A 20297-nucleotide genomic window follows, 5' to 3' on the forward strand; every position below is an offset into this window, starting at 1 on the left:
TCCTTATGGGTATCGTCGTCCGCGTCGCTGCATGGCGACTGGCGGGTTAGGGCGACTATTCGGCACTGCTTCTTCGCAGGCCATTGAGCGATTGCAGGTACACCTCGCGTCCCTGTATCCAGACGGCCAGTTTCCAGTCGTCGCCCGACGGGTAGAACGCGCGCCTGAAGGCGGCCTTGATCGATTCGCGCTTCGGCGTGTCCGGGCAGCCGTATCGGTGCAGCCAGTGCTCGGCTCGCATCGCCAGAATGACGTCCTCTAGAGGATAGGTGCCGAACTCGAGGCACACATTGGTGTGCGTGGCGTGCGGCAGTTCCTGTGCGAGCGATGTCTGGATGGGGCCGGTCAGCGCAATGCTCGCCGACGTTCCTGTCGTCACGCGGGTCAGGTTGTCGCCCCACCACTGTCGCGAGCGCAGCAGCGTGGCGCAATCGTCGGGCGCCGCGAAAATGCGCTCTCCCACCCCATACGGGCCAAGGCCGGTGTGAATGTCGATGGAACCGATATGGCGGCTCGTCGAGCCGTATTTGCGCAAGATCGACCTGAAGGTTGCGTTGCTCCAGCTCGGCGCGACGCCGCCGAAATGCAGCCCGTCCGCGAACGCGTACTGCCCCAGCGCGACCGCGCGCTGGAAACCGCGTGCGCCGACGCGCTGCTGGAACGCGTTCAGGCGCGCTTCGGTTTCCGGATGCGGCGGCCACTCGGGTGGCAACAGCAGATCATGGATTTCCGCGTAATCGAGGTTCTCGGGAAGCGGCGTGGAGAAATCGACGAAGTTGCGGTTCAGGTCGATGTTTTCGTGCGTAGCCCGGCGGTCATGCGAAAAGCCATACGGATTGACCGCGTGGATGTGCAGCACGGCCGTGTCTTCGGCGTCGGCCGCGGCAGCGGTCGGACCGAGTTCGAGCAGACCGGTCTGGATCGCGGAGCCGCAGTAGCCTTCGACGCCATGGCATCCACTGATGACGAGCAGCAGCTTCGACGCTCCAGCGGGGCCGTCGAGCACGACGTCGGTCGCGAGCGTCTCGCCGTCGGCGCCACGCAACGGCAGTTCGTACGAGTCGACGCTGAGTCCGCGACGGCTCGCGGCGGCGAGGAATTTCTCACGCGCCTCGGCATAGCTGTCGCTAAACAACTGGTTGAATTGGGTGTGTAGCACGGTTAATAGACAGATTCAGATGTGATTGCGGGATTGCAGGCGCTGTTGTTGGCGAAGCCGGCAGGCGTCGCCAAAGGCGCTGAAGATTGCCCGCGCAAACGGACTGTCGGAGACCCGCATTTCGGGATGCCACTGCACGCCCAGCGTGAACTGGGGCGCCGCTTCGACCGAGATCGCTTCGATCAGGCCATCCGGCGCCGTCGCCTCGACGCTCAGGCCGCTGCCGAGCCGGTCGATGCCCTGATGGTGCAACGAGTTGACCATCGCGGTGGTGTCGCCCGATAGCCGTGCGAGACGGCCGCCCGGCACGATCTGGATTGCGTGGCGGTCCTCGTACCAGCAGGTGAGCGGCCGGTCGTGGTCGCCCTCGCGGTGATCGAGCCGACCCGGCTGGTCATGAACCGCGCGCTCCAGGCTGCCGCCGAACGCGACATTGAGTTCCTGGAAGCCGCGGCAGATGCCGAGAAACGGCACGCCCGCGTCGACCATAGTAGGTAGCAGACGCAACGAGACGGCGTCGCGAGCCGGGTCGACGATCGTCGAGGCCGCTAGCGGCGCGGCGCCGTAGCGCTCTGCCGCGACGTTGGAGGGGCTTCCGGTCAGCACGAAGCCATCGATCGTGGCGATTAGCGTTGCCGCGTCGATCCCCTCGTCGTGGGCCGGGACGATCAGCGGGAGCACCTGCGCGACATCGGCGAGGGCGCGCACGTACCCGTCGAGCACGGCATGGGCCGCATGCTTCTGTCGTTCGAACAGGTCGGCCACCACGGCGACGACCGGTCTGCGAGGGAGGGGATGAGTCATGGCGATTACATATTCAGGATGGTCAGGCCCAGTCTAGTGAGCCCTGTCATTTGTGTAAATTGCATATAAATTTGGCTTAACATGCAGTCTTTGCAAGTGGTCGATCGCCATGAACACGAGACAACTTCATCACTTTCTGGCCCTGTTGAGAGAGGGGACGCTTAGCGCGGCTGCTGAAAGCGTTCACCTGAGCCAGCCGGCGCTGTCGCGAAGCGTGCGGGCGCTGGAGGAGTCGCTGGGCGCGCCGCTGTTCGACCGGACCGATCGGCGCCTGCAACCCACGCCGTACGCGTACACGTTCGCCGAGCGGGCGAGGCGGATCGTCTTCGAAGAGAAAGAAGGGTTGCGGGCACTGGCGTTCATGCGCTCCGGCGGCGCGGGAACCCTGACGTTCGGCATGGGCTCGTCGCTCGCCGGCACCCTGCTCAAGCCGATGCTGCTGCTGTCGCTCACGTCGTCGCCGCAGGTGAAGCTGCGCTCCGTCATCGAAACGTCGGACCAGTTGATGCGCCTGCTGCTCGAGGAAAAGCTCGACTTTTTCGTCGGCGACATCCGGGTTGCGGCATGTCATCCCGATGTCGCGATCGAACCGGTCTACCGATGCCGGTTCGGCTGGTATGCGCGGGTCGGGCATCCTCTGTCGGCGTTGCCCGCGGTCACGATGAACGACTTGCGGCAGTATCCGCTGATTGCGACCGGCTATCTCGAAGAGACGCTCGCCCGTCGCTTCATGGAGTTGTACGAACTGAACTGCCCTTTCGTCGATCACTTCGCGGTGATCGCCAGCGATCTTCCTACCGTCTATGACCTCGTGTCGTCGAGTGACGCGATCGTCACATCGACCGATTTTGCGATGCTCGGGGCGCTGCGCAGCAAGGAGACGCAAGTGCTCAATGTGACGCCGTGGCCGGACATGGAACTGACGCTTGGAATCGTCCGCCTCAAAGGACGGACCCTCATTCCCGCGGCTGACCAGGCCTTTGCGATTGTGCGGGAGCGCTTGGGTGCCATTGCGTGGGCGACATAAAGTATCTGCAGACGTAGCATCGTCGACGGTTTTCACCTTTTTCGACGCCCTCCAAAAATGCGTGGGACTCTCGACGCGCACGTTTGGACAGAAGAATACCCGTCGATTTCGGACACATCCCCGACCGGAACCGCCGATTCGTCAGTTGTTCGGTCTAAAAGGAAAACACTGTCATTCAGATCGCCCACACTTTCACAAGTGGGTCGTTCGGATGCGCGTGCGTCGACTTCGCCGGTCGATCTGCTGGAATGGGGAGCGTGCCTTGTATAGCGAACCGAGAATGATCCTGTTGACGGGCCTCGTCTTCGGCGCGGTGACGATTGGGGCCTATGTGTCGCAGCTGGACAACGACTGGTCGTCCGGCCAGGATGCGAGCCTCGCCGCCGATGGCGAACGGGGCGTCAGCGTGACGGGCGCGGTGGTGGGACAGAGCGAAGGCCGGGGCGGCGCGCCGGCGGCGCGGCGCAATGCGCTGAGTGACGACGTGACCGTGTTGCGGGCTCAACCGGCCGCGTCGATCGGCGCCCAGGCGGGCGACGCTCTGGCCATCGCGGCACTGCAGTACGCTCGGGAGTCGAACAAGGCGCAACCACAGGTACAGCCGCAGCAGACGAGCTTGCCGCCGCAGCCTGCGGTGACGCCAAACCGGACCCAGGCGCCTCCGCCGGCAAAGACCGGGCACGCACACCATGGCCGCGTTGTGTCCGGCGAACATCCGAAAGGCGCGTCTGGCACCCCGACGAAACCGCGCTCAGCGCAAAGCGTTGCGACGACAACGGGTAGTCACGCACGGGGCAGCAGCCACCGAAAAAGTTCCACTGCCGAGCGGACTACGAAGAAGGCGTCCGGCGTCGTGCCAGAAGCGGGGGCGTGGCCGCAATCTGCAACGCAAGGTGTCGAGTTGCCATGGTCGATGCCGCGCGCGGGGATGACCGGCAGGAGCGGAACTCAAGCGGTCGCCAGCAACGGCCCCAAGACCCGCGCGGAGGTGGAGGCCGAACTCGTGCGCGCGCGTGAGAACGGTACGATGCCCGCGTTCGGCAGACCCGAACCAACGGGGGCAGGGGCGCACTGAATCAGCGGCGTTGCGCCGCGTCCGCGGCACCCGTCAGATCAACGATGCAGCGAGCCGCGCGAAGGTGGCTTCGTCGGTGCGATCGAACGCGAGCGGCGTGACCGATACGCGACCCGCCGCGACCGTTGCCGTTTCGCTGTCGGCCTCGTTCTCGCGCGGGCCGCGCTCGAAGCGCAGCCAGTGATACGCGATGCCGCGCGGGTCGACTTCCGGCAACACGTCGATGTCCCTGACGAGCCCGACGCCCTGGCGCGTCGGCGTCAGCGGACCGGCAGCGGCGGCATCGACGTCGGGAAAGTTGATGTTCAGGCAGGTCGGCGCCGCATGCTCGATCGCGAGCAACTGACGGATCACGCCGGGCGCGAGCGTGCGCGCGGTGTCCCAGCGTACACGCTCGCGATCGCTGAACACCTGGCTCAGCGCGAACGACGGCAGCCCGAGCAGCAGCCCCGTCATCGCCGCGCCGACGGTGCCCGAGAACATCGTTTCGATGCCGAGGTTGCCGCCGCGATTGACGCCGGACAGCACCAGCGACGGCGGCGTCTCGCGCATCAGATGACGCACGCCCATCACGACGCAATCGCCGGGCGTGCCGGTCACGCCGAACCGGCGTTCGCCCTGGCGGCTCACGCGCAGCGGCGAATGCAGGCTGATCGAATGCGACGTACCGCTCTGGTCGTGCTCGGGCGCGACCACCCAGACTTCGTGCGCGAGCTCGGCGGCGACGGCTTCGAGCACGGCGAGGCCGGGTGCGTCGATACCGTCGTCGTTCGTCAGCAGCACTCGCGGCACTTTGGAATCGTAAGCGGACATCGCGTCAATCTCCTGTGGGTCGGTGAATGAATCGTGGGGAAGGGACGCCCATTATCCGGCTTTCGTCCGACGCGCGTACGATGACGGTGAGCCGCGAACCGACCCAGGATGACCCGCATGCAGATCGACCCGTTTGAGATTGCGATCACCGATCAGGACATCGACGATCTGCGCCGCCGCATCCACGCCACCCGCTGGGCGCCCGTGACGCCCTCGCCCGCATGGCAGCAGGGTGCCGATCCGGGCTGGCTGCGCGAACTCGCGACCTATTGGGCTGGGCAATTCGACTGGCGCGCGGCCGAACGCAGCCTGAACCAGCTGCCGCAATTCCTCGCCGACGTGAACGGCCAGACCGTGCACTTCGCGCATCGGCGCGCCGCCAGTGTCGCGTCCGGCTTCAAGGCTTATCCGCTCGTGATCACGCACGGCTGGCCCGGTTCGTTCTTCGAGTTTCACGCGCTGCTCGATCAGTTGTGCGATCCGGCCGCGTTCGGCGCCGATCCCGCCGACGCGTTCGACGTCGTCACGCCGTCGCTGCCGGGCTTCGCGTTTTCGCCTGCGCCCGCGCATACCGGCATGTCCGCGTTTCAGGTCGCGGATCTGTGGGTGTCGCTGATGCGCGGGCTCGGCTACGAGCGCTTCGGCGCACAGGGCGGCGACCTCGGCGCGGGCGTGTCGATCGCGTTGGCCGCGCGTCATCCGCGGGCGGTCGACGGCATCCATCTGAACTTCCTGCCGAGTTCCTACGAGCCGGCGATCGGCGCGGCGCAGCGGGAGCTGACGTCGGCCGAGCAGGACTATCTGCGCGAGAAGAACGATTGGGCCGCGCTCGAAGGCGGCTACGCGCATCAGCACAGCACGAAGCCGCTGACCGTCGCCGCATCGCTGAACGACTCGCCGGTGGGACTCGCCGCATGGATCGGCGAGAAGTTTCGCGCGTGGAGCGATTGCGGCGGCGACGTGGAAAGCGTGTTCTCGAAAGACGAGCTGCTGACCAATATCTCGCTGTACTGGTTCACGCAGTGCATCGGCCCGGCGATGCAGATGTATTGGGAAAACCGTCTTCAGCCGATGCGTTTTTCCGACGGCGAGCGCATCGACACGCCAGTCGGTTTCGCGCTGTTTCCGAAGGAGATCAATCATCCGCCGCGCAGCTGGCTCGAATGCACTTTCAACGTCGTGCAGTGGAGCGAGATGCCGGCTGGCGGACACTTTGCGGCGATGGAAAAGCCCGCGTTGCTGGCGGCGGAGATTCGGAAGTTCTTCAGGCCGTTGCGGCAGAAAGCGCGCTAGGAGCGCAGCATGAGCGCACCCGTCACGCTGCTTCTGTTCGACCTGGAAGGTGTGCTGTCGCACTACGACCGCGCCGCGCGCGTCGAGCGTCTTGCGGCGATCGCGGGCTGCACGGCGGAGACCGTGCGTCACGCGATCTGGGGCTCGGGACTCGAGGCGCGCGCCGATGGCGGCGAAATCAGCGACGACGAATATCTGCGCGAACTCGGTGTGCTGCTCGATTATCCGGTGAGCCGCGCCGAATGGCTCGACGCGCGGCTCGCATCGATCGCTCCGAACGAAGCGGCGCTCGCGCTGGCGTCCCGCGCCGCGCAGCGTTGCCGGATCGCGATACTGACGAACAACTGCCACCTGCTGACCGATCACATCGCTTATCTGAATCCGCCCGTCGCGCGGCTGTTCGGGCCGCACGTCTATTCGTCGGCGGCGTTCGGTGCAGCGAAGCCCGCCACGCAGACGTATCTGCGCTGCGTCGAGCGGCTCGACGCGGCCGCAACGGACACACTGTTCATCGACGACAGCCAGGCCAACGTGGACGGCGCGCTCGCGGCCGGTTTGCAGGCCTACCGCTTCGTCGACGCGGAGGGTTTGTCGGTCGAATTCGCGCGGCGGGGTGTGCTCTAGCCGCTGCCGCTGCCGCTGTTGCTGTGATGCATGTCGAACTTTCGTGTGCGAGGGCATCATCAAGTGATGACACTTCCGTCGAACCACGCTCAGCGCCGCCGTTTTCTGCGCGCGGCGCTCGGGTTGCCGGCAACGCTCGCGTTGTCGCGTGTCACGACCGCCCAGACTGACGCGCCCGTGCCAACCGGTAGCGCGTTACCGCGCATGAACCGTCGCCCGATCCCGTCCACCGGCGAAGCGCTGCCGGTGATCGGCTGCGGCACATGGCGCACCTTCGACGTCGGCGACGATGCCGCCGCGCGCGCGCAACTCGCCGACGTACTGCGCATCCTGTTCGAAGCGGGCGGCTCGGTGATCGATTCTTCGCCGATGTACGGTTCGTCTGAAGCGGTCGCGGGCGCGCTGCTCACGCAACTCGACGCGCATCGCAAGGCCTTCGTCGCGACCAAGGTCTGGACCGAGGGACGCGCCGCCGGCGTCGCGCAGATGGAGGAATCGCTGCGGCGCTTTCAGCAGCCGCATGTCGATCTGATGCAGATCCATAATCTGCTCGACTGGCGCACGCAGCTCGCGACCTTGCGCGACTGGAAAGCGCGCGGCCGGATTCGCTATCTCGGCATCACGCATTACACGTCGAGCGCGTTCGACGAAGTCGCCGCGGTGATGCGCAGCGAAAAACCCGACTTCGTGCAGATCAACTACGCCGCCGACGATCGCGCGGCCGAGCAGCGCATCCTGCCGCTCGCGGCCGATCTCGGCATCGGCGTCGTGATCAATCAACCGTTCGGCGGCGGCGGTTTGCTCGCGCGTGTCATGAAGACGCCGTTGCCCGCATGGGCCGCCGAAATCGGCTGCGCAAGCTGGGCGCAGATTCTGTTGAAATTCGTGCTCGCGCAGCCGGCGGTGACGGTCGTGATTCCCGGCACCGGGCGGCCGCAATACATGGCGGACAACGTGCGCGCGGGATCGGGACCGTTGCCCGACGCCGCGATGCGCGCGAAGATCATCGCGGCAGTCGGCGGCTGACGTGATGAGCAACCCCGTGCGCAATCCGTCACGACGATTACTTGCCGCTTTCCATTCGCATACAAACGCAGCTCCCCACGAGCTTCGCTCGTCACGGGAATAAAACCCGTAGCACGCCGGTTATGCCTCACGAACCGGGTTCGGTTCGACGAATCCTTATCGTGAGGTCACCATGTCGTCACATCACTCATTCGATCCGGCGCGTCGCGGCGCGCTGAAATGTCTTGCGTTCGGCGGCCTCGGCACCGTGTTCATGCTGTCGGGCGGCGTGCTGACGCCAGTCGAGCTGGCGCTCGCCGCCGACGCGAACGCCGCGTCGCCCCCGGCCGGAGTTCCGCTGTTCCTGCAGATCAGCGACTCGCATATCGGCTTCAACAAGGAAGCGAATCCGGACGTCGCGGGCACGCTGAAGCAGACGATCGACTACGTCAACGCAATGCCGGCGCGGCCGCCGCTCGCGATTCACACCGGCGACATCACGCATCTGTCGAAGGCCTCGGAGTTCGATCTTGCCCAGCAACTGCTGTCGGGCCTGAAGGTCACCGAGTTGCACACGGTCCCCGGCGAGCATGACGTCACCGACGGTCCCGGCACCGAGTACTTCAACCGCTTCGGCAAGGCATCGGATAACCGCGGCTACTACAGCTTCGATCACCAGGGCGTGCATTTCGTCGCGCTCGTCAACGTGATGCATTTCAAGCCGAACGGCCTCGGCGGTCTCGGCGACGAGCAGCTCGAATGGCTGGAAAACGATCTGAAAGGCCGCTCGTCGAGCACACCGGTCGTCGTGTTCGCGCACATGCCGATGTGGACGATCTACGAGCCGTGGGGCTGGGGCACCGGCGACGCGGGTCAGGCGATGAGCTATCTGAAGCGCTTCGGTTCGGTGACGGTGTTGAACGGACACATTCACCAGATCGTGACGAAGGTCGAAGGCAACGTGACGTTCCACACGGCGCGCTCGACCGCCTATCCGCAGCCTACCGCCGGCCAGGGCGACGGCCCGGGGCCGCTGAAGGTTGCGAGCGATCAGTTGCCGAAGATGCTCGGCGTAACGAGCGTCAGCATCGCGCGTCATCCGCTGAAGGCGACGCTCAACGACAGCACGCTCGCCTGACGGCATGCGCTACTTTTACGCTCGAGGAGATCAATGATGAAAACCAACATGATGGGCCGCGCGCTCGTGATTCTGCTCGGCAGTGTCGCGATTCTGGCGGTGTCGGCGGGGCTCGGCATCGCGCAAACGACGATGCCGATGCAGATGAAGGCGCAGAAACAGACTGTCGCGGCGACCCCTAACGCGATGTTCATGAAGAACTTCATGTTCACGCCGATGGAACTGACCGTCAAGGCGGGCACGACGGTCACCTGGAAAAATCTCGACGGCGAGCCGCACACGGTGGTCAACGACTCGGGGCTGTTCCGCTCGGCCGCGCTCGATCAGGGCGACACCTATCAGTTCAAGTTCGATAAGCCGGGGGTGTACAAGATCTTTTGCGGTATCCATCCGAACATGAAGGCAACGATTACCGTGCAATGAGCCGTGCAATAGGCGGTACAACGAGCGGTGCGGTGGACCGGGCAACCCGCGCCGCTCACGCGGTATGCAGCTCGCTCAACCGGCACAGCAGAATCCCGTAGCCGGTCAGGTGCCCGAGGTACACGCTCGTAAACACGTTCGATGCGGGGAGGTCTTCGGTCAGCTGACGCAGGTCCTCCATATGCAGTGGCGGTACCGCGAGCCCAGGGCGCTCGACGCGCAGATCCGCGGCCTCGGCCAGTTGGCGGTGAGCGTCGACGAGCTGCCCGAGCCGCGCCAGAAACGTTTCGCGCCACGGGGCGTCGAGCGCGGCGAACTGATCGTGGAAGGTGTCCATCGTTTCGAGAAAATTGACCAGCGAATCGAAGGTCTCCTGATAGCACGCGAACACCGGCAGCCGCGCCGCGTTGCGCTTCAGATGCGGCGACACCCACGCCTGCTCGAGATCGGTCTTCAGCAGCAGGTGCGCCTGCTTCAGGTTCGTGCTCAGCGTGCGCAGCTTCGAGGCCGCCGGCTTGATCTGCGCTTTATCGAGCCGAGCGGCGGCCAGTTGCCCGACGACATCGGTGGCCAGTTCGTTGCCGTCGTTGACGAGCGTGTTCGCCCAATAACCGTGATCGGGCGCAAACACGATCTGCTGGATGATGAAGCCGAGGAACATGCCGAGCACCACGCCGATCAGGCGCTGTTCGAGCAGCGGAATGTGTTCGCCGGTATAGAGCACGAGCGTGATCGGCACCGTGATGCTGGTCATCTGGAACAGCGACGGCCGCAGCGCGACGATACTGAAGATGACGAGCGGCAGCAGCGCCGCGCCCATCCACAGGTGCGGCGCGGTCAGCCAGATCAGGAGTGTGCCGATCGGCATCGCCACCACGTTCGAAAACACGCGCTTGTAGAAGTAGCTCCGCGCCGCCGAAATCGAGCTACCGAGCGCCAGCGTCAGCATCGTCGAACCAGCGAGCGGCACGGCCGCGTCGGGGAAGCCGAGCAGGTATGGGATGCCGAAACCGATCCACAGGCCGAGCGTCAGCTTCGCGTACTTGGCGGTTTCCGAAAGAGAAAAGCGCGCGAGCGCGCGGCGCAACGGTGTGAGTGGTTTGTGCTGATACCTGTTCGACATGATTTTCATGCTGACCGATGACGTTGGGCCGCGCACCGATGTGCCGGGCACCGTTGGGCCGCGCACCGATGTGTCGCGCACCGCTGGGCCGGGCACGGTGCGGCGTTCGGGACATGCGCGCACGTGACCTTACCACCCGGCGCGCACGGTTTTGCGGGAATTCGCGCAGTAGCAGGTTCGCGGGATGCGGCTCGAGGTGTGTGGCGCGCGCAGTCCGGCGCGGGTTTCGAGCGGTGTCCCGGGTGTCGCGCGCGGGCCTGCTGCCGGGCCCGGTTGTTGCATACGAAATTGCGACCGCGTTGGCGCATTTCGCAGAACCCGCGTCGTCTCTCGCGTAGCGGGCGACGGCAGGCGCACGGCCGGCTATCGGCCATTTGGCGGGTTGGAGTTTTTACCAGCTTTGCACGATTTTTTGCCAACTCGCACGGTGTCTGACGGCGTTCATTCGTAGCACCACTGACGCGAGGCGGAAACGCAACGCTGCTATGTTGTCGGCCGATCGCGACAGGATTACATTCATTGAGCATTGCGTGCAGCGGCAGCGCGCGAGCGCGGCTTTACCCGCCGGCTCGTCAGCGCGCCAGCCTGTCAGCAGGAAGTGGCACACCCGGAGTGTATTGCGATGGCTACCGATCCCGACGATACCGATTTGCGTCATTCCGCAACGGATAGCCGGTCCCCCGGCTTCGAACCCGACGGCCAGGACGAATCGGGCGCGCCACCGCCGCGCTTCGGCCGTCTCGCACTGTGCCTCGCGGCAGCGGGCGCGCTGACCTTCGGCGTGATGGGCACCGTCGCCTACGGCGTCTGGTTCAATCAGGATCAGCAGACCTACGCGGATGCGATTGCGGGCGCGCGCCTGGCGCTCGGCTCATCGGGGGCGGGCGGGGTGCCGACGGTGGCCGTCGCGCACGCGCCGGAGGAGGTCGCCGCGCCGTCCGGCACGCAGTTTGCCGCGCCGTTAGCCGCGCAGTTACCTGGCCAACCAGCCACACAGTCAGCGACACCACAGTTGGCCGCGCAGCCAGCCACACAGTCAACCGCGCAGCCCACGGCACCGGATGTCGCGCACGAAGCGGCCCGCGCGAACGGCGGCGTCGAGGACAGTAACCCGTCCGTGTGGTCCGGCCAGATCCACCCTGGTACGCCCGACCCGAGTCTCACAGCCACGTTGGCCGATCCCCCGGTGGACACCACGACCGACACGCCGGCCGATGCGTCTGCCGATGCGTCGGCCGATACCTCGCTCGATAAGCCCACAGCCGCCTCCGCTTCCACGCAACCCCCGCGCTCCACGCGGCACGCCGCCAATTCCACCGCAAAGCCCCCGGCCGGCCACGGCGCGAAAGATACGCGGCTCGCGCAGCAGGATCGGCGCGCGTCGTCGGAGCACAGAGGCGGTCTGTTTGCGCGGATCGGGCAGTTCTTTCGACGCGTGAGCTATCGTCAACATGACAACGGCCGACAGCAACAAAATAACTACTCCCATCCCTGAGCCCGTGGTCGTCGGGCCAGCGGCGCAAGCCGGGATGCGCGGCGCCGCACACGCGCGCGTGCCGGTGCGGCGCTTGCGGGTTGGACCCGCGAGCATCGCCGTGGCCGCGCTGCTATGTCTGCTGTTCGGCCTGCTGTACGTGGCGATGCAGATCCGCACGGTGTTTACCGATCAATTGAAGCAGGAGTACGCAGGCCTCGTGCTGCAGGCGGCCGAGCGCGTCGACAGCGCGCGCGAACAACTGGCCGTGTGGCAGCGCATGGCCGACACTCCGGCGAGTCACGACGCGTCGTTCGTGCCGGCCTATGACGCGGCGCGCACCGAACTCGCGCGGCGTTTCGCGTCGCTCGCGGCGCTCGTCAACGCGAGTCCGTCGCCGGCGCCGCCCATTCCGTCGCTGTCACCCGCGCAGGCGACGCCCGAAGCCGTCGCAACGGTGCTCGGCAGAGTGTCGGAATACTGGCGAGCGCAACGCGACGAGTCGAGCGCCGACGTGCGGCTGCGCGTCGCGCACGTCGCGCGCACGCTGATCGCGCTTGCCGCGCTGCTGTTCTGCATGCTGATCACGGCCCTCGGCATGTACGCGAAGCGCAACCGGCAACTCGCGGGGCAGTCGCACGAGTTCGAGCTCGCGTCGCTGCATGATTCGCTGACCGGTCTGTCGAACCGCCGCAAGCTACAGGCCGCGCTCGACGCCGCCGCAAAAACCGCGCGGACCGCGCTCGTCGAGCAACGCCTCGCCGTGCTGTATATCGACCTCGACGGCTTCAAGCAGGTCAACGATTCGTTCGGGCATCGCACCGGCGACGAATTCCTCGCCGCCGTATCGGCGCGGTTTCGCGCGTCGGTGCGCAAGGGCGATCTGGTCGCGCGCATCGGCGGCGACGAGTTCGCGGTGCTGGTGCGCACCTTCGCGGGCGACGACGAACTGGCCGAGATCGCCCGCCGGTTGATGGCCTGCGTGGTCGAGACCGACGAACAGATGGGAATCGGCCGTGTGCGCGCGAGCGTGGGCATCGCGAGCTATCCGGACGATGTCGACGATCACCGCCGTCTGGTCGCCGCCGCGGATGCCGCGATGTATCAGGTCAAGCGCGACGGCAAGAACGGCTTCGCGTTCGCGGCGCAGACGGGCAGGGAAGCGACGTTGTGAACCCGCTGAACGTCACTGATCGTCACTGATCGTCGTTGCGCCACTCGGTCAGCTTTTCCCGCTCGTTGAGTTCGATGAACGCAGGCCGTGCGCGCAGCCTGCGGATATAGCTCGCCAGATGCGGCCAGCCTGCCGTCGCGGGGTGGGGCATGTTGCGGGTCCAGCGCATCAGCACGAGCGCGAGCAGATCGGCGGTGCTGAGCGTGTCGCCCGCGAGGTACGCGCGGCCATCGGCGAAATGCGTGTCGAGCCGCGCGCACGCCTGCTCGATGCGGCGTCGCGCGAGCGCGCGCACGGCCTCGGCGCCGTCCGGCTCGCCGTCGCTGCCGGCGTAGAACCAGTCGCGCATCGCGGGCAGCAGCGTATTGGCGAGATAGATCATCCATTCGAGCCATTCCGCGCGCGCGGCCGAACCGGGCGCGGGCGCGAGGCCGGCATCGGCGTGACGCTCGGCGAGCAGCATCAGCAGCGCGGCCGATTCATGCCGCGGCACGCCATCGACGACCAGCGTCGGCACACGCCCGGCCGGATTCAGTCGGAGATACTCGGGATCGTGCTGCTGGCCCGAGTCGATATCGACGAGGCGCGCTTCGAACGGCACACCCATTTCGAGCAGCATCCAGTGCACGGGCATGCTGGCCGCGCCGGGCGAGTAGTACAGAACGTAGGACATGTCGGGGCTCCGTGGATCGGTGGGAGAGCGGTCGAGCCGTGAACCGAAAGAATAAGGGGCTGTCGCCGAAGCGGACAGCCCCTTCAATTGCGTTACGCGGCAGCGTACTTAAGCGCGTGCGCTCCAAAGCTTCGAATCGCGCTTGCCGCCGCCCTCGTCAATGCACCGACGCATGCTTCTCCTGCTCGGCCGCACTCGGCTGCGTGAGCGCGCTGACGATCACGAACACGATCACGTTCACCGCGAGCGCGAGGAAGCCGATGTTGACGTCCTTCAGCGCATCGGGCAGGAACGGCAGCAACTGGCCGACGCTCCAGTGCAGCGTCGTGGTCAGCGCGACCACCGCAACCCCCGCGAGGATGCCGCAGAACGCGCCTTGCTTCGTCGCGCGGTTGTTCGGGAACAGGCTGCAGATCACGGCCGGGAACAGTTGCGTGACGAAGCTGTAGCCCATCAGCAGCAGCGCGACGATGGTTTCGCCGCCGTTCAGCGTGAAGGCGACCGCGACCAGCGCCACGACCGGCACGAGCACGCGGGCGATCGTCGCGACCGATGCATCCGACGCATTGCGGTTCACCATGCCGCGGTAGACGTCGTTGGCGAGCAGCGTCGATGCCGAGGTCAGGATCATCGAGCCCGGCACCAGCGCGGTCAGGATACCGGCCGCGCCGATCACGCCGACGAACCACGGATCGAACGTTTGCAGCGACAGGCGGAACAGCGACAGGTCGATGTCGCCGCCCTTCAGGCCCGGCACGCGCAGCGTCGCCGCGAAACCGACGAAGAACACGAACAGCAGGATCAGCTGATAAAGCGGCAGGATCGCGGCATTGCGACGGAAGATGCGCTCGTCTTTCGCCGTGAAAATCGAACCGAACGTATGCGGCCACATGAAGAAGCCGAGCGCGGTCAGCAGCACCGTCGACTGGAACCACACGACGCTCGAGCCGCGTGCCGGGAAGGTCAGGAAGCCGGGGCGGGCGGCGTCGATCGTGCGGAACATCTCCCCGAAGCCGCCGTAGTAGTGCAGCGGCAGATAGATGCCGAGGAACAGCACGATTGCGAGAATCAGCGTGTCCTTGACCACCGAGTTCCACGCCGAGCCGCGCACACCCGACACGATCACGTAAGAGGTCACGACGATCGCGCCGATCCAGATCGCCGCGGTCGACGAGATCACACCGTACGACGCGGTCGCGACGATGATGCCGAGGCCCTTCAATTGCAGCACCAGATACGGAATCAGCGCGGCGACGCCGACCAGCGCGACCAGCGTACCGAGCGCCGGGCTCTCGTATTTGCGCGCGAAGAAGTGGGGCTGCGACACGAGGCGATGCGACTTCGCGTAGCGCCAGATCGGCGGCAGCATCCAGTACGACAGGATGTACGCGAGTGTGCCGTACGCGAGGATGTAGTAAACGGGTGCGCCCTTGCCGTAAGCGAAGCCGCTGCCGCCGAGGAACGTGAAGGTCGTATAGATTTCGCCGGCCATCAGCAGGAACACGAACGCGGTGCCGAAGCTGCGGCCGCCCACGCTCCATTGCTCGAGGCTCATGTCGTGGCCGCGCCTTGCGCGCACGCCGAGGAACAGCGCGAACAGCGTGACCGCGGCGATGATGACGAGTGCGCTCATGGGCGAACCTCCTCGCCATCGGCGGCGACCTGACGGTTGGACGGATCGAGGTTGTAGACGATCGCCATGATGATCGCGCTCAACACCACCCACATGACGATCCAGGCCAGCACGAACGGCATGCCGAGCACGAGGGGCTCGACCCGATTGACAAACGATATGCCGACCAGGATGCCGATGAACGGCAACGCGGCAAGTACACGAAGCAGCATGTGGGCAACTCCTCGAAGCAGTTAGGTATGTGTCGTTGAAATTCCGGCTTCGCTGAGGACTGTATGCCGGATACTTCGGTCCCGTAAAGTAGGTCAAAATAAATGCCGGGTTTTCGACCGTTGCAATTGCATCTTTCCAGTACGGATTGCTGCACTGCAAGGCGGAACGCGCGCTGGCGCACGGGGTATCGTGCGGCTTTTTCGCGGCGCGACTGGCGCGTGGCGACAGGATCTGCGAGCATTGCAGCATTTTCCGGACCGCGCGATGCCAGCCGGTTTCATGACCCGCATTGCCAACCGGCGCGAACCCGCGCGAACCAACGCAGACACACGGACACGCACATGCTCGAAGGCCTGATCTCGGACATTATGTTTGGCTTCATCGGCATGATCAGCATCATCAATCCGTTCAGCGGAGCATTCGTTTTTCTGGACCGGACCGCGTCGTTGACCCTCGACGAGCGCGACGCGCTCGCCCGCAAGATCGCGATCAACGCTGCCTGCGTACTGCTGGTCGCGTTCTTCATCGGCACGCCGATCCTGCATTTCTTCGGCATCTCGATGGAAGCGCTGCGCATTGGCGGCGGTCTCGCGCTTGCCGTGGGCGGCTGGCAGATGCTCAATGCGCCCGACACGCCGGCCGAGCAGACGGACGTCAAGCGCGTCGACGCCGAGAGCGCGAAGTCGCGCGCTTTCTTCCCGCTAACCGTGCCGCTGACCACCGGGCCAGGCTCGATCGCGACCGCAATCGCGCTGTCGGCGAATCGCACGCACAAGCTGTCGGCGTTCGTGATGTCGAGCATCGCGTCGGTCGCGATCACGTTCGCGGTGGCCGTCTGCGTCTATCTGATCTATAGCCGCGCGACGGTGTTGGCGCGCTACCTCGGCGTCGAGGGCACCAAGGTCGCGTTGCGGGTGTCGGCGTTCCTGCTGCTGTGCATCGGCGTGCAGATCATTCTGACCGGCGTGTCCGAATTCCTGATTCCGATTGCGGCGACGCGGGCAACTCCGTAGCAGCGTGTCGTCGAACTCGATTCATGCTCAACGCGTGAGCAACATCGAACTGAGCACCGAGAACACCGTCGACGGCAATTCGGCGAGGCGGCTCACCACCACGTTGCGCGGATAGAAGTCCTCGACCGCGTCGGTCAGCACGCCGATCCCCACCAGTTCGATGCCGCGCTTCGCGATCGCCGCGACGCGTTCGCGCAGGTCGCTGCGCAACACCTGCGGGTCGCCGTCGCCGGTCGACGGATAGCCGTCGGAGAACACCATCAGGATGCGGCGCGCGGCCGGATGATCGGCGAGACGCGTCGCGGCCCACGCGAGCGCTTCGCCGTCCGGGTTCTCGTGTCCGCAGTCGATTGCGGCGATGCCGCTCAGGTCGGTTGCGCCGAAGCGCTTGTACACCTTCAGATCGAGCCGCTCGACGAAACGGTTGTAGCGCCGCAAATCCGCGCCGGCCGCGCGCTGGCGCTCGTAGAGCTGCTTCATCGGCGGCGCTTCGAGCGAGCAGTAGCCGAGCACTTCGCAATCGAACGACAGCTGCGTCAGTGCATCGCACAGCGCGCTCGCGCACAGCCGCGCGAGTTCGATCTTGCGGCCGGCCATCGAGCCGCTGCGGTCGATCAGCAACGTGACCGCGACGTCGCGTCCCTTCGCGGCCCGTTGCGTGCGAAACGGCGTGCGATAACCGGGCGACGTCGCGAGCCTTGCCAGCGCCGTGCGGTCGATCTCGCCGCGCTCCTGTTCGCGGCGCCAGCGGATGCGTTCGTCGGCGCACAGCGCGCGTTCCAGTTTTTCCTTCAACGGCGCGGTGTGCGCGCGCGCCTGCGCACGCAACGCGCGCCACGCGGCGCTGTCGCCCTGGCCGGTCAGATCGGCGATCACGTCGAATTCGGTGGCGAGCGGAAGCGACAGCAGCATGCGCGCAGGGTGTGTGGACTGCGCGCCCGGCTGGTTTGCATCGCGTGTCGAAGGGGCTTCGGTATCGGCGAGCGTTTGGCCCATGCCGACCGCGTCGTCCGATGGCTCGCCGCCGCCGCGCTCCGATGAAGCGCCAGGCGGCGGGCCGTCACGCTCGGGCAGCATCGTGTCGTCGTCACCGAACGAGGCGGACGACGCGGCCGTGTCCGTGTCGATGTCTTCGGCCGGAGCGGCGGTGAACATCATGTTGTTCGCGTCGCCCGCCGACAAGGACCGCACGCGCGCCACCAGATCGCGCGCCACGGCGATGCTGCGCGCGCTCGAACCGCTCGCGCGCGCCTCGTGCAGCAGGTCCTGCGCCGCATGCAACGCGGCAAGCAGCGAATGACTCGCTTCGCTTTGCGTCGGCGGCTCGTCCCATAGCGCGCGCTCGACGAGCCACGCGAGCCGGTCGCGCCAATGCAGCTTCGGCCAGCGCTGCCGCACGCGCTCGGCCGCATGCGCGCGCAGCTTGCCGATGAACCAGCGCGCGCCCGGATATTCGTCGAGCAGGAGCGCGCACACGCGCCGATCGTCGATCACCTGCGCGAGCGTCGCGGTGATGCCTTTGGGCAGCGCGTCGAGTTGCGCGAGCGAGGCGTGCTTCGCTCGCGCGACCAGCAGATCCAGGTAACCGATCAGCACGTCGCGTTCGACCCCGCCAGTCGAGTCGTAGTCGGGAATCACGATACGGCCCGGCTCGACGCGCGGACCGTCGGGACTGAACACGACCGTCACGCCATATTGCCCGGTCAGCACGCGCGCGACCTTGCCGAGCGTCGATTCGAACGCGAAGCCTTGCGTGTCGCGTTGCAGATGGGCGGGGTGGCGTGCGTTCATCGCGGCCGCTGTTCTGGTGTGCGCTCAGGTCCGCTCAGGCGGCCGGCGCGATGTGATGACGGATGATGCCGCGAATCAGCGCGGCGTCCTCCGGGCTCACCTTCGCGTAGATCGCCGGTCCGGCCGCGCGTTCGGGGTCGCCGGTGCGCAGCATCAGCTCGGCCCAGTCGAGCAGACGCCGCGTCGAGAATGCGCTCGACAGGTCCTCGCGCGCGAACGCCGCGCGGCAGTCGGCGGCGATGGCCGCGAGCGTCGCGGCGAGCGGGCGAGTCATGTGCGGCGCGAGCGTGTGGACCAGCACGTCGGTTTCCTCGGCGGGCAACAGATAGTCGAGCAGGTACACGCGCCAGCGATCGAGAAACGCCTCGTTCATCAGATTCGCGCCCTGGTACAGATGACGGAACTGGCTCATCGCGCCGACCGCGTTGGCGGTCGCGAACAGACGGAACGCCGGATGCGGCGCGACGATCTCGTTGCCTTTCTCCTTGAGCACCAGACGGCCCCGCGGTTCGAGCACTGCTGTCAATGCGGCGAGAATCGATGGCTCGGCGAAGTCGATCTCGTCGACGATCAGCCACAGGCCTTCGCGCATCGCGGTCGGCAGAACGCCATCGACCCACAAGGTCTCGCCGCCCTTGACGGTCCAGAAGCCGACGAAATCGCCGACCGTGGTCTGACCGTTCATGTTCGAGCGCAACACCCCATGTTGCGAGCGCGCGGCGACCTGTTCGATCAGGCTCGTCTTGCCGGCACCCGTGTGACCGATCAGCATCACGCGACGATTCTCGACGATGTCCGCGACGATATCGTTGAAGCGCGCCGGGAACAGATAGGCGGGATTCACGCGCGGCACGAGCGGATGCGCGGCGCCGCAACGGACGTCGACGTTGCCGATGCGCACGGTGTCCGGCGCGACGTCGTCAAGCGCTTCGCCGGCCGTCCCGGCATCGTGCAGCCTTGCCGCGAGCATGCGCGCCGACGCCCGTTGCAATTCCGGCATGAACGCGATGCGCGTGGGCGCATCGGCATCGTGCGCGGCTTCGCGTTCGATCGCGAAGCCTTCGCGACGCCACTTCTTCAGCTTCGCGCGCAGATTTTCCGCATCGACGACCAGATCGATATCGACCGTGCCCGCACCGTTGTCGTGATCGTCGGCGCCGTGTTCGAGGCGATAAGTCTCGGGCCGGTCGCCGACGCTGACGCGCCACCATTCGGCGCCGTCCTGTGTCGCGCGCCGATAGAGACCGAGGTTGTCGTCCTTGTTGCCGTCTTCGTGTTCGATCAGGTCGGGCGCGCTCATGGCAAGGAAGAGAAAGGTCGAATCGCACGATGCGGTTCGAGTCGGCCGAAGCCGGATTGCCGCCTATCTTATCTTGGCCAGCTTTCGATCTTCCATGAGCAACTCGAACTTCTCGCTCGAGGCACGCACTGGCGGCGGTGCCGCAGGTGGATCGCCTTCAGGGGGCGGGTGGGGGTCGTGGATCGGATCGTCGGGGACCGGATCGGGGTCGATGTTCGGCGGCGGCGGCAGCGCGATGTCGGGGTCGACTTCGGGCGGCATCGGCACATGCAGATGCGGCGCCGGCCACCGCATCGAAATCTGCGCTTCGCCTCGCGCGTGCGGGGCGAAGGTGCCGAATGCATGGGGTTCTTCCCGGCGCGTGTCAGGAAAATCCATCAGGGGCTCCACAAAGTTTTTGTTCAGACGCGCAATGCTCATGCCGCATCGTGGCGAGAGTTGTTCGTGTGGAACGTCAATTGCTGGAGGTCGTCATGCGCACCGCATCGCGATGACCGCGCGCCCGGCTCACATCGGACATCGCCCACCACAGCACGAGGAAC

The 20297-nt window shown here is 66.0% G+C and carries 20 protein-coding genes; 10 read left to right on the plus strand and 10 right to left on the minus strand.

Going from position 1 to position 20297, the window contains the following annotated elements; all coding sequences use genetic code 11:
- Nucleotides 1-55: 55 nt before the first annotated feature.
- Nucleotides 56-1159, minus strand: a complete 1104-nt coding sequence (locus L0U84_RS27480; protein WP_233854646.1) for a M14 family metallopeptidase — start codon at nt 1157-1159, stop codon at nt 56-58.
- Between the two features lie 15 nt (nt 1160-1174).
- Nucleotides 1175-1927 carry a gamma-glutamyl-gamma-aminobutyrate hydrolase family protein gene (locus tag L0U84_RS27485; RefSeq protein WP_326491204.1) on the minus strand — a complete coding sequence of 251 codons (753 nt, stop codon included), beginning with the start codon at nt 1925-1927 and terminating at the stop codon, nt 1175-1177.
- A gap of 145 nt (nt 1928-2072) precedes the next feature.
- Between L0U84_RS27485 and L0U84_RS27490 the strand changes: the two genes are divergently transcribed.
- Together L0U84_RS27490 and L0U84_RS27495 are read left to right on the plus strand one after the other, a co-directional pair.
- Nucleotides 2073-2990 carry a LysR family transcriptional regulator gene (locus tag L0U84_RS27490; RefSeq protein ID WP_233854657.1) on the plus strand — a complete coding sequence of 306 codons (918 nt, stop codon included), beginning with the start codon at nt 2073-2075 and terminating at the stop codon, nt 2988-2990.
- 280 nt (nt 2991-3270) lie between these two features.
- Nucleotides 3271-4065 carry a DUF4148 domain-containing protein gene (locus tag L0U84_RS27495; RefSeq protein ID WP_233854659.1) on the plus strand — a complete coding sequence of 265 codons (795 nt, stop codon included), beginning with the start codon at nt 3271-3273 and terminating at the stop codon, nt 4063-4065.
- A gap of 33 nt (nt 4066-4098) precedes the next feature.
- Here L0U84_RS27495 and surE read toward each other — a convergent pair whose 3' ends face one another.
- Nucleotides 4099-4878: a 5'/3'-nucleotidase SurE gene (surE, locus tag L0U84_RS27500; RefSeq protein WP_233854668.1), complete on the minus strand. Its 780-nt coding sequence runs from the start codon at nt 4876-4878 to the stop codon at nt 4099-4101.
- A gap of 117 nt (nt 4879-4995) precedes the next feature.
- Between surE and L0U84_RS27505 the strand changes: the two genes are divergently transcribed.
- From L0U84_RS27505 to L0U84_RS27525, 5 genes are all read left to right on the plus strand, one after another.
- Nucleotides 4996-6171, plus strand: coding sequence for an epoxide hydrolase family protein (locus tag L0U84_RS27505; protein WP_233854671.1), 1176 nt, complete (start codon nt 4996-4998; stop codon nt 6169-6171).
- A 9-nt stretch (nt 6172-6180) separates the two neighbouring features.
- Nucleotides 6181-6795, plus strand: coding sequence for an HAD family hydrolase (locus tag L0U84_RS27510; protein ID WP_233854674.1), 615 nt, complete (start codon nt 6181-6183; stop codon nt 6793-6795).
- Between the two features lie 66 nt (nt 6796-6861).
- Nucleotides 6862-7821: an aldo/keto reductase gene (locus L0U84_RS27515; protein ID WP_233856831.1), complete on the plus strand. Its 960-nt coding sequence runs from the start codon at nt 6862-6864 to the stop codon at nt 7819-7821.
- 172 nt (nt 7822-7993) lie between these two features.
- The gene (locus tag L0U84_RS27520; protein WP_233854676.1) at nt 7994-8938 is read left to right on the plus strand and encodes a metallophosphoesterase family protein; all 945 of its coding nucleotides are present in this window, start codon (nt 7994-7996) and stop codon (nt 8936-8938) included.
- A gap of 36 nt (nt 8939-8974) precedes the next feature.
- Nucleotides 8975-9361 carry a cupredoxin domain-containing protein gene (locus tag L0U84_RS27525; protein WP_233854678.1) on the plus strand — a complete coding sequence of 129 codons (387 nt, stop codon included), beginning with the start codon at nt 8975-8977 and terminating at the stop codon, nt 9359-9361.
- 55 nt (nt 9362-9416) lie between these two features.
- On the opposite strand, the gene L0U84_RS27530 is transcribed toward L0U84_RS27525, so the two are convergent.
- Entirely contained in the window at nt 9417-10484 is a 1068-nt protein-coding gene (locus tag L0U84_RS27530) for an FUSC family protein (RefSeq protein WP_233854680.1), read from the minus strand.
- Nucleotides 10485-11106: 622 nt separating this feature from the next.
- On the opposite strand from L0U84_RS27530, the gene L0U84_RS27535 reads away from it, so the two are divergent.
- Entirely contained in the window at nt 11107-11979 is an 873-nt protein-coding gene (locus tag L0U84_RS27535) for a hypothetical protein (RefSeq protein ID WP_233854688.1), read from the plus strand.
- Nucleotides 11936-13132, plus strand: coding sequence for a GGDEF domain-containing protein (locus tag L0U84_RS27540; RefSeq protein WP_233854690.1), 1197 nt, complete (start codon nt 11936-11938; stop codon nt 13130-13132). Before L0U84_RS27535 ends, L0U84_RS27540 begins: the two co-directional genes overlap by 44 nt.
- A gap of 22 nt (nt 13133-13154) precedes the next feature.
- Here L0U84_RS27540 and L0U84_RS27545 read toward each other — a convergent pair whose 3' ends face one another.
- The 3 genes from L0U84_RS27545 to L0U84_RS27555 form a co-directional block, all read right to left on the minus strand.
- On the minus strand, nt 13155-13805 hold the full coding sequence (locus tag L0U84_RS27545) for a glutathione S-transferase family protein (protein WP_233854692.1): 651 nt from the start codon (nt 13803-13805) through the stop codon (nt 13155-13157).
- Nucleotides 13806-13962: 157 nt separating this feature from the next.
- Nucleotides 13963-15438, minus strand: coding sequence for a sodium:solute symporter family protein (locus L0U84_RS27550; protein WP_233854694.1), 1476 nt, complete (start codon nt 15436-15438; stop codon nt 13963-13965).
- On the minus strand, nt 15435-15650 hold the full coding sequence (locus tag L0U84_RS27555) for a DUF3311 domain-containing protein (protein WP_233854696.1): 216 nt from the start codon (nt 15648-15650) through the stop codon (nt 15435-15437). The genes L0U84_RS27550 and L0U84_RS27555 overlap by 4 nt, the downstream gene beginning before the upstream one ends.
- 342 nt (nt 15651-15992) lie before the next feature.
- On the opposite strand from L0U84_RS27555, the gene L0U84_RS27560 reads away from it, so the two are divergent.
- Entirely contained in the window at nt 15993-16664 is a 672-nt protein-coding gene (locus tag L0U84_RS27560) for a MarC family protein (RefSeq protein WP_233854699.1), read from the plus strand.
- Between the two features lie 27 nt (nt 16665-16691).
- On the opposite strand, the gene L0U84_RS27565 is transcribed toward L0U84_RS27560, so the two are convergent.
- The 3 genes from L0U84_RS27565 to L0U84_RS27575 all read right to left on the minus strand — a co-directional run bounded on the left by L0U84_RS27565 (nt 16692) and on the right by L0U84_RS27575 (nt 20175).
- Entirely contained in the window at nt 16692-18455 is a 1764-nt protein-coding gene (locus L0U84_RS27565) for a cobaltochelatase CobT-related protein (protein WP_233854701.1), read from the minus strand.
- A 34-nt stretch (nt 18456-18489) separates the two neighbouring features.
- Complete coding sequence (locus tag L0U84_RS27570) at nt 18490-19755, minus strand: AAA family ATPase (RefSeq protein ID WP_233854703.1); 1266 nt, start codon at nt 19753-19755, stop codon at nt 18490-18492.
- Nucleotides 19756-19818: 63 nt separating this feature from the next.
- Entirely contained in the window at nt 19819-20175 is a 357-nt protein-coding gene (locus L0U84_RS27575) for a hypothetical protein (RefSeq protein ID WP_233854705.1), read from the minus strand.
- Nucleotides 20176-20297 lie beyond the last annotated feature (122 nt).

This window comes from Paraburkholderia sp. HD33-4 (assembly GCF_021390635.1).
In the GTDB taxonomy this organism is placed as follows: Bacteria; Pseudomonadota; Gammaproteobacteria; order Burkholderiales; family Burkholderiaceae; genus Paraburkholderia.